The 9,323-nt window shown below is 40.5% G+C and carries 9 protein-coding genes; all 9 read right to left on the reverse strand.

Annotation, left to right across the window (positions count from 1 at the left end; all coding sequences use genetic code 11):
* Window positions 1–71: 71 nt before the first annotated feature.
* Window positions 72–2,243 (reverse strand): DUF5916 domain-containing protein, encoded by a 2,172-nt coding sequence (locus tag WBM49_RS08020; RefSeq protein WP_424371533.1) that lies wholly within the window; start codon window positions 2,241–2,243, stop codon window positions 72–74.
* Window positions 2,244–2,400: 157 nt separating this feature from the next.
* A complete protein-coding gene (locus WBM49_RS08025) occupies window positions 2,401–2,994 on the reverse strand; it encodes a hypothetical protein (protein WP_424371534.1) in 594 nt (197 codons plus the stop codon).
* Window positions 2,995–2,998: 4 nt separating this feature from the next.
* Complete coding sequence (locus WBM49_RS08030; protein ID WP_424371535.1) at window positions 2,999–3,487, reverse strand: RNA polymerase sigma factor; 489 nt, start codon at window positions 3,485–3,487, stop codon at window positions 2,999–3,001.
* Window positions 3,488–3,655: 168 nt separating this feature from the next.
* Window positions 3,656–4,753 carry an amidohydrolase family protein gene (locus WBM49_RS08035; protein WP_424371536.1) on the reverse strand — a complete coding sequence of 366 codons (1,098 nt, stop codon included), beginning with the start codon at window positions 4,751–4,753 and terminating at the stop codon, window positions 3,656–3,658.
* Window positions 4,750–5,355, reverse strand: coding sequence for a nucleotidyltransferase family protein (locus tag WBM49_RS08040; RefSeq protein ID WP_424371537.1), 606 nt, complete (start codon window positions 5,353–5,355; stop codon window positions 4,750–4,752). The genes WBM49_RS08035 and WBM49_RS08040 overlap by 4 nt, the downstream gene beginning before the upstream one ends.
* Window positions 5,352–6,371: an XdhC family protein gene (locus WBM49_RS08045; RefSeq protein WP_424371538.1), complete on the reverse strand. Its 1,020-nt coding sequence runs from the start codon at window positions 6,369–6,371 to the stop codon at window positions 5,352–5,354. The genes WBM49_RS08040 and WBM49_RS08045 overlap by 4 nt, the downstream gene beginning before the upstream one ends.
* A gap of 1 nt (window position 6,372) precedes the next feature.
* Complete coding sequence (locus WBM49_RS08050) at window positions 6,373–7,572, reverse strand: molybdopterin molybdotransferase MoeA (RefSeq protein ID WP_424371539.1); 1,200 nt, start codon at window positions 7,570–7,572, stop codon at window positions 6,373–6,375.
* Between the two features lie 68 nt (window positions 7,573–7,640).
* The gene (locus tag WBM49_RS08055) at window positions 7,641–8,726 is read right to left on the reverse strand and encodes a ThiF family adenylyltransferase (RefSeq protein ID WP_424371540.1); all 1,086 of its coding nucleotides are present in this window, start codon (window positions 8,724–8,726) and stop codon (window positions 7,641–7,643) included.
* On the reverse strand, window positions 8,723–9,323 hold a 601-nt coding region (locus WBM49_RS08060), incomplete at its 5' end, for an NTP transferase domain-containing protein (RefSeq protein WP_424371541.1). The genes WBM49_RS08055 and WBM49_RS08060, both read right to left, overlap by 4 nt.

Genomic DNA, 9,323 nt, shown 5'->3' on the forward strand with positions numbered 1-9,323 from the left:
ATGGTTTTAAAAATATAGAATAAAAGAGATACTCTCCTGGTTATGACTCATAAATTCTTTTACTATTTGTGTTAAGGATTGAACCAATAGGTAAGTTTTAAGGTGAGATTCCACGTACTGCCCGAAAAAGGAGCTAATCGTTCATTTTTTGTAAAGACCAGAAATAGGTCGGAGGCAGGCTGATAGCGCCATTGAAACCTTGAATTAAGATTAAAATTCCGCGTCTGTTCATTGTATTGAAAAAGCGTGGCAAAGAACAACTTGTTGGTGAATGTCACATCCACCTTTGAGCCTATAAGCCAGAATTCAGTGGTATTCCAGGGCGCGGGTAAGCTAATATTATTATAGCTCATGGTAGAACTCAGACTCACATAGGGCTGAAACCTATATCCAAGTTCGTTGGTAATACTTAAGCGAGTACCATTTTCATAATATCCACCCATACTGCTATCAAAAGAATAAGTGAACAGGGCCTGAGGTTTAGAATTGTATAACAAGCGGAAGGTGTTCCAGGTATTCTGAACTCCGGCATCTAGTAATTCCTTCCCTGTTCTTGTAGGATCGAAGGGTGTTAATAATTTCACGTATTCATTTATCAATTGGGCCTGAAGTGCGCTTCGGTTCCTATAGTTCAAAGTGTACCCCAGCGTATTCTGATAATCGGTATTCTTGAAATCTGGATCAAAAAAATGACTTAGGTCTATTCTTGGTCCATGACTAACTATGGGCCCTTTTTCAGGAAAGAAAAGATAGCCTAAATACCCACTAAGGCGAATATAACTATCCCTTGGCACAAAGCCCACTTCTGCTGTATAGGAAGACCCAACCACTTCTTCCTGCACGCCCCAGGACCACTGCCTGTTATTATAGGATATGTTCGCAGCCTGCGTAATACCCCGGCTATCTTCGTCCGGGGCAAAGGATTTTAGCACAAATGTCTTGCCATTCCAAAGATTATCTGAAGATGCCAGGTTGTATTCTATCCCAATATTCCGGTTGTATTTTGGGAATAATGTTCTCAAAGAATCTTCTTCTGAAGGATAACGGAAAGACTCTTTATTAACAAGCATTAGTCCTATACTAGAACGGCTAAAAACTTTTCGTTGAAGTGATAAAACACCATAATTTTGTGTAGGCTGACCTGTTTCTTCAACAGAGGAGGTTTGAATATCCATGATCCCCAGACGCCAGTTTTTGTCCAAATTTCCGCTAATCCGGGCACCTGCATCTATAGGTACCCCCAGGCCTATTCTGCGGGAAAAGAATGGGCGAATAGTAGCGTAACCAAAATTGGCAAAGAGATCTGCATTCTCCAGAAAGAACTGTCTCCGCTCGGGGAAAAAAAGTTCAAAACGGTCCAAATTAGTTACCTGCCTATCTACCTCTACTTGTGAGAAATCCGGATTTACGGTAAGGTCCAGATTCAGAGAGGAAGACAGGCTGAATTTTATATCTCCGCCTATTTTTCCATCTGTAGAAGATTTATTGTCATTTATAGTACTGACCTCTCCAAGGATGTAAGGAATAAAAGAAACATTTAATGAGGGCGAAGGCGGTGGTGCATCCCATACCAAAGTGCCGGTTAACGCAAGAGCGGCAGTTGGAAACTGCCTTGGAATGGGTGTCCAGCTCGACTTTTCGCTTGTTTTCAGGTCCAGTCTGCTAAAGTTGATGCCCCATTCAGTCACGTCTTTTTCATAGCGAATAGACTTAAATGGGAGTGCCATTTCAAAGACCCATTTCTCATCATCGCGCTGTACCGCGGAGACCCATTTACTGTCCCAGCTAAGGTCTACAGCACTGCCCCCATACATGGTGCCATCCCATTGAGCACCGGCCGCATTAGAGCCAAATGTGAATCCGGTCGTTTGATTATTAAACGGATCCAGAAACAATAAGAAATTGTCATTTTTACCAAAAGAAAAATCCCTTCTAAGGGATTCCACAAAATTCTTTCCTTTGGTGTTGTTATAAAATGTTGCCACCAAATAGATGTTATCTTCATCGTAGGCCATCCTTATTTCACATTGTTGGGTGGCAGGCCCTTTATCCATGGGCAATACCATAAAAAAATCCTTGGCCACATCTGTATTGGCCCAGGCCAGATCATCTGCTATGCCATCAATTACAATAGGATATTGAGTTCTATTAATATGAAGAACATACCCGGCATTTTTCTTCTGGGCATGGCAAATAGCTGTTGACAATAACAGTATTAAAATAAGACAGATCTGCTTGGTCATTGGTTAGTTGCAGAAAGGTTGTAGACAGCAAAAAGCAACTAAATTGCTCTTCGTGCTTTATTAAAGATAAGGTATTTAAATTATACGTTTTCTATAGAATTGGAAGAAAAAAAAGCCTACATTTTATGAAGGCTCCCTTTTAATCATTTTAATTTTTCTATTCTAATTCTTTTAAAATATTCTCCGCAGAATTGGTGATGCTTTTATAACAACTATAGCCCCACCTGGCAAAAAAGAAAAGGAAAATAGCCATTATAGGCAAGTAGATATAAAATACGTTGATATCTAGGAAGAGGTCTTTCCCCTTCATAATTTTACTGGCAACCGGTAAGATGGTAAACATTAGAATAAAGCTCAAGTAGATACCCAAACGCTGCAGGAAGAGCAATTGATTCTTTGCTTTAGAAAAACTAACAAGCGTTTCTTTTAAATTCATGTCTGCAACATTTATCTTTTGGATACGCCGCAAGGAATTAAGCGTTAAAACAGGAAGTAGAAATAAAAATATCACTGTAAACAAACCACATAATTGTAGGTACCAGGTATCTAACATAGAAAATTTAGCCAGAATAAAGATGCCCGCTAGTATGCAAATAATCCCTCCAATGGTTTCATAGGTGGAGATCTTTTGGAATTTGTTCGAATACTTTTCTTGTGTCATAGTCATGATCAATTCGTTTGTTAGTTTCTTTTGTGTGTTAAGTTCCTGGCTCATTTCTGACCATAAGATTTCAAGTTCTTTTAGTTCCATGATGCTATTTTTTAATCATTTCTGACTTTAATTTTTCTTTTATCCTTGAAATACGCGTCCCTACATTAGTAGTTGAAAAACCCGTGATCTCCGCAATTTCATAGTGCTTCTTACCTTCCAACACTAATAATATGATACCTCGTTCCAAAATATTCAATTTTTGAATCTGGGCATGTAGAAGTTTTATTCGCTCTTCCAAAATTGGGTCATATCCTTCTGCTATGGGCGTATACCCTATTTCCAGCGATACTTCCTTAGATCTTCGTTTCCTTTTATTGAGTTGCCCTATAGCTGTATTCAGTGCTACTCTGTACATCCAGGTGCTTACCTTTGATTCAGACCTAAAAGAATCGAAAGATTTCCATAGTTGATACACAATTTCCTGATAGAGGTCATTTTGATCTTGCTTTAGATCTGTGTACAAGGCAGATACTTTATATATCAATGCTTGATGTTGCTTTATTAACTGAACAAATGCTTCTTCTTTCTGCATTTTTTCATTGCGTATTTAGGACATTAGTACCCAGTCTTCCGAAAAGATCACACTTTTATTAGATTTTTTTTAAGTTCCTTGTAATACTCCTAAATAATAGGTTTCCATTTCAAATTCCAGGAGCACTAGATATGATAGAGAGGACTAATCTTAGGTGGACCGATTAAATCAATCCATCGGAAACAAGCTGGTATCTAAAGATGGGATAAGCTTGAGCACATTTTTGTAGTACACTTTTTTCAACACCTCGTCTGGTAGGTTAAGCCCGTACATTGCCCAGAAGGCATGATATTTTTTGTAGTAGGGGAAATACTCATCATCACTCTCCAACACCCGGAAATAGGTTGGAAACTCCTGAGGTTGCCAGCTGTCTTTTCCAAAAAGGATACGATCCTGGTATTTTACAAAAAAGGTATGAGCGTTTCTTGGTTGTCTCCCCAACTCGGCAATAACGGCCCCTATACCCACGTACATATTGGGCATTTCGTCTAGTAATTCGCCTAATTTGCCAAGATTATTCGCAAACCATCCCATATGGGCATTGATAAATTTGGTATTTGGATGTTTTTTAAAAACATGATGCTGTTCTGCAATGATCTGTTCCCATGGTGCAGGATCTGTGTCACCTCTTTTTCTATTGGGGCGTGTCTTTAGTTCCAACCAGCGTTCATTGTTAGCATCCATAGGATCCCAAAACGACTTGGGATCGGCTGCATGGATCAACACCGGAATGTTGAGTTCACCGCATTTGGCCCAAATAGGATCAAGTCGTTCATCGTCTATCGCTAATCTTTTTCCGTCAATGTCCTTATATCTCAACCCAAGGCTTTTGAATATTTTCAGACCCTTGGCGCCTCTTGCAACATCGATCTCTAATTGTTTTACCGCATTTTCTGTCCAATCCGGACCCCCAACCCCGTCGAAATCCACATTGGCAAAAACTACAAAACGGTTGGGATAGTGTTCATTGATATTCGCTAAAATATTCTTGATGTTGTCTCCTGAACCGCCACTAAGGTTTACCATGATCCCCATATTCATTTGGTCCATATCTTTGATCAGCTCTGAAAGATCCTGGGTCGCCATTCTGTATTGATGACTATGAACATCTATAAAAGGAAATTTAGCCCTGGTGATCTCCTTCCCCGGAACCACTAAGGTTGAAGTAGGATTATATTCTTCAAAGTCCATTTCCTGGGCATTTTGATTAAAAGAACAGGAAGTTATCAGTAGTGCAAAGAATACTGCTTTTAAAGATCTAATCATGGCGTATTTTTGAAATTTGATGTTTTGAAATTAGTGTACTCTTCTTGGGTATCCAAATCTAAGGCCTTTTTCCCTGGATCGACACCAAAACATACCTGCTTGTTATGAGCGATCAACACATTTGCTCCTTCTACCCCATCTAAATCCATTAAAGCCGTATATAAGGATTTGTCGAAAATTGCCGGCACCCCTATTTTACTGCCGTATTTAGTTGCAATGATCCTTCCATCATTAGCTTTAAAATGCTTCATTAACAAGTTTAAATAATCTTCATCTAAAAAAGGCTGATCTGCTAACATAACCAGAATGGCATTCGGTTCTATTTCTGAATTCAATATCCCGGTTACCCCGCAGCTTATAGAAGTGCCCATACCCCGACTCCAATTTTGATTTATGATCATTTCTGCCTCAGATCCTTGAAGGCTTGCTTTAATTCTCTTTGCTTCTGCCCCAAGGACCACATAGACCTTTTTAACTTGTGATCTAGCGGCCATTCTTATGGCGTTTCCTAATAAAGTGTCTTGCGCCCATGGCAGGAGTTGCTTAGCTTCTCCCATTCGGGATGAATTGCCGGCGGCAAGAATGAGTGCAACTATATTCATGTAGAATCGCTGTGAATTGAGCCTAGTTTATCTCGCAATTTTAGCGGGACCCTTTTCCGGGCGACCATTAGAATCTCCGCAAGAATAGCGATGCCGATCTCCTGAGGAGTCACAGCGCCAATATCTAGTCCGGCCGGACCATGAAGACTCTCCAGAAATGCATCTGCCGTATCCGGACACTTTTCTAAAAAGGCATTTAGAAGATCTTCTCTTCGTTTAAATGGGCCCAATAGTCCTATATAAAAAGGATTAGTGTCTCTCAATGATATTAAGTAATGTAGGTCTTTCACATAGCTGTGATTCATCAGAACGACTGCCGAGTATTCATCAATTTGCTCTGTAGGAAAATCATCTGGCGTGGCGGCCATTAATTTTTCTGCTCCCGGAAAATTCTCTATGCTTTTTTCTTCTCTCGGATCAGCAACCATAATAACTTCCATTCCAATGTTGGCCGCTAAGGAACATAGCTGAACGGCGTCGTGTTCTGCACCTACAATGTACAACTGAAAACAAGGGTCCAGGGTTTGCCGGAATACAGAAAAAGCAGGTTCTTCTTTTTCTACCCCATGAACTGAAAATCGATCTTTCCCAAAGACGAAAAAGCTTCCATAATTGAGATTCACTGAATCTTGTTTCGCATAAAACGATTCTATAGTCATGGCTACCCTGCCCTTCACATTCTCCCAAAAGGATTGAATTGCAGCAGTTTCAGGATCGAAAGGCTCTAATAAGATGTATAAAATGCCTTCACATCCTAATCTGTAACGGCCATCGTAGGTCATTATCTTTGGCAAACCGCTACTAAAAACACTTGCTGTCTGTCTGACGATCTCTTTCTCAACACAGCCACCACTTACTGCCCCTACCGTGTATCCATTTTCCAATATCAACATCCTCACGCCTGGTTTTCGGTACGAAGATCCGTCCAGGGCCACCACCGTGGCAAGTACCGATTTTATGGATGCCTTTGCAGAGGTTTCATGGATCTGAAATATTCTTTTTAGTTCATGAATCATTTTAGGAACTAGTTTTAGTAGCAACAAAAGGAACAATGCTTCCTTTTGTATAATTTTTATGACCCGGATCTAATCGTATAATGCCGTCTATCTTAGACAGATTTACCAGATCCCCTGAACCACTTCCTTCAACTATGGAAGCACTTAGATCCCCATTTTTGTTTTGGGTGGCAACACCCAGAAAAACGGTTAGATCGCTTGTGTTTTCAATAGAACTTATAAGTTTCACCTGTTGTTCGGGTGATACTATTCCCAGTGTACCAAGGAGCCATGGTTTAAAATAAAGATAAAAATTATAATACGTAGATACCGGATTTCCTGGAAACGAAAAAATAAGCGTTTTAGAATGGTCATTTACCCCGAACCAAAAAGGCTTACCTGGTCTTTGTGCAACGCGATGAAATATTTTCTCCGCTCCTAGCTCTGAAAGCACCTGGGGTATGTAGTCGAATTTGCCTTTAGAGACGCCACCACTTAAAATTAAAACATCCATTTCGTCCATAACGTACGATAGTTTTTGACGAAGCAGATCAATGTCATCGGCAATATGAAGCAGCATGGGGGTAATTCCCAATTCTTGTAAGGCTCCAAACAGGGAGTAACTGTTAGATTTGCGGATCTGATAGATCAGGGGGTGTTGCTCAACATCCACTAGTTCATTGCCGGTGCTAATTATTGCCACCCTTGGTAATTTATGTACTAATACCTGATTTTTGCCAACCGTGGCCAGGATCCCCATTTCTGCAGGGGCAATCTTAGTATTCTTTTGGATAAGGACATCCCCTTTCTTATGATCGCTGCCTCTTTGATGTATATTCTGTCCTCTGACGGGTATTTTCTTTAGGGAGGCAATGTCATTTTTGATAACCACCTCTTCATACATAACCACAGCATCTGTTTCAAAAGGCACCACTGCACCTGTCATAATCTCAATACAACTTTCCCTTTCCACAAAAGGCACCGTAGGTTGGCCTGCCTGTAGCACTCCTCTGATCTCAAAGGATAGCCGACCGTTCTCTACGGCATCAAAAACAATGGCGATCCCGTCCTTTGTCGCTCGATTAAAGGGTGGGAAATCGCGGTCTGCCGCGATGTCCTCTGCCAAAACTCGACCTGAAGAATGCAGAAGGTCCACTAGCTCTGTGCCATAATTCTGAACCCTACTTACTACTAATTGTTGTGCCTCATTAAAAGAGATCATAGCATATGAACAGCTTAAATTCAAAAATAGTTAAAAAGTACAGGAGTTAACGTTTAGCATTACCCGCATTATTCTTTTCCAGGGGCGGATACCTGTTTTACCCACGCGGTCATACCGCCTATTACCGAATACAGAGGGGTTTTTGGATATTTTCCCTTAAGTAATTGAATTGCTTTTTGGCTACGTATCCCTGTTTGACAAATAAAATACAATGGCCCTTTTGGAGGATTGATATCGAAGTACAACAAAAGTTCATGTAATGGTACATGCAGTGCGCCTTCAATTGATTCTTGTTGAAATTCGTCCATGGTTCTCACATCTATGAGATCTAAGGAACCCGAATTATTTAAAAGTTCAACCAAGGCATTTATAGCTATGAGATCCTTGGCATCACATACCACAGGTTCATAATTTGGTTCTAGATTTATCCTTTGTTTGTTCTTTAGATCGACAGGGAAATTAATTTTCCGAATGGTTTGATCCAAACCATTAAATAGTAATAATTTGCCACTTAGTAGTTCGCCTGTCTCCGTAATTAGCTTCACTGCTTCTAATGCCTGCAGCGTTCCTATGATCCCCGGAGTAACACCAAGAACACCATTTTCATTACAATCCGGAATGCTGTGTGGTTCCGGCACAGTAGGAAATAAGCACCTGTAAGTAGGGCCATCTTTGTAATTAAAAACACTAAGCTGTCCTTCAAAACCATGGATAGCCCCGGAAACAAAAGGCTTTTTCAAGATCACGCATGCATCATTGATGAGATACCGCGTGGCAAAATTATCGGAAGCATCTATTATCAGGTCATAATCTGCCAGGATCTCCAGGGCATTCGTCCTTGTCAAAAATGTGTCGTGGCATATTATTTTAGTGGTCGAATTCAGTTTTTTTAATTTTTCACTGGCCACCTTAATTTTATGTTTCCCCAGATCTTCTTCCCCATAAATAACTTGCCGCTGAAGATTCGATAATTCCACCATATCTTGTTCTACCATCCCAAGGGTACCTATTCCCATGGCACTGAGGTACTGTAATACCGGAATACCAAGTCCACCCACCCCAACAACTACAACCTTTGCCTGTGACAGCATTTGTTGCTTTGCAGGACCAAAGTTCTTTAATATGGTCTGTCTTTTATAGCGCTCCTCTTTCATGGTGAATTTAATTCTTCTTTGATCCTTTTATAGTCGTCAATAGAATTTGCATTGGCCAAAACCGCATCATTTTCAGGATAAATCAGCTGAGTATCATTGTTTATGAGAAATTTCCTTGGACAACTGGAATTGGCATTTTTAAGATACGCTATCGCATGCTGTAAGCCTTTTGGTTCCCAGATGGCTGCCAGTGGCTCAGGTAGTTTTGTTGTCTTAGTTGCAAGTGCGGTCGCATCTTTTGCAGCATCTCTGCCTTGTACCAGTAGTTCTAGTGTATTTTTATTGAGCAAAGGAAGGTCACAGGCAATGACCATCCAGGCTGCCTCAGGATATTTTCTGTGTGCGCTTAAAATACCGTTTAAAGGTCCGCGAAACTCATTCAGATCTTCAATCACCCTATACTTTTTAGGCAGGTATTCTCTTTGCTCTTCCCGTAAACTAATAAACGTTTTTTCGCAAAATTCTGTTGCGAGCTCATAGAGTAATTCTTGCTGGGGCCGTCCGTGGTAGTTGAGCAATGCCTTGTCAGTTCCCATTCGGCTGCTTTTCCCTCCAGAAAGGATCAAGCCGTACAATGGGGCTATTGAAAACTTATGA

The organism is Muriicola sp., assembly GCF_049669965.1.
Taxonomy (GTDB): domain Bacteria; phylum Bacteroidota; class Bacteroidia; order Flavobacteriales; family Flavobacteriaceae; genus Muriicola.

What these genes read in the sequence shown, in the direction of transcription:
- WBM49_RS08035 (WP_424371536.1), bottom strand. Translation starts at nt 4,753, where the DNA reads ATGATTAGATCTTTAAAAGCAGTATTCTTTGCACTACTGATAACTTCC.
- WBM49_RS08040 (WP_424371537.1), bottom strand. Translation starts at nt 5,355, where the DNA reads ATGAATATAGTTGCACTCATTCTTGCCGCCGGCAATTCATCCCGAATG.
- WBM49_RS08030 (WP_424371535.1), bottom strand. Translation starts at nt 3,487, where the DNA reads ATGCAGAAAGAAGAAGCATTTGTTCAGTTAATAAAGCAACATCAAGCA.
- WBM49_RS08045 (WP_424371538.1), bottom strand. Translation starts at nt 6,371, where the DNA reads ATGATTCATGAACTAAAAAGAATATTTCAGATCCATGAAACCTCTGCA.
- WBM49_RS08050 (WP_424371539.1), bottom strand. Translation starts at nt 7,572, where the DNA reads ATGATCTCTTTTAATGAGGCACAACAATTAGTAGTAAGTAGGGTTCAG.
- WBM49_RS08025 (WP_424371534.1), bottom strand. Translation starts at nt 2,994, where the DNA reads ATGGAACTAAAAGAACTTGAAATCTTATGGTCAGAAATGAGCCAGGAA.
- WBM49_RS08055 (WP_424371540.1), bottom strand. Translation starts at nt 8,726, where the DNA reads ATGAAAGAGGAGCGCTATAAAAGACAGACCATATTAAAGAACTTTGGT.
- WBM49_RS08020 (WP_424371533.1), bottom strand. Translation starts at nt 2,243, where the DNA reads ATGACCAAGCAGATCTGTCTTATTTTAATACTGTTATTGTCAACAGCT.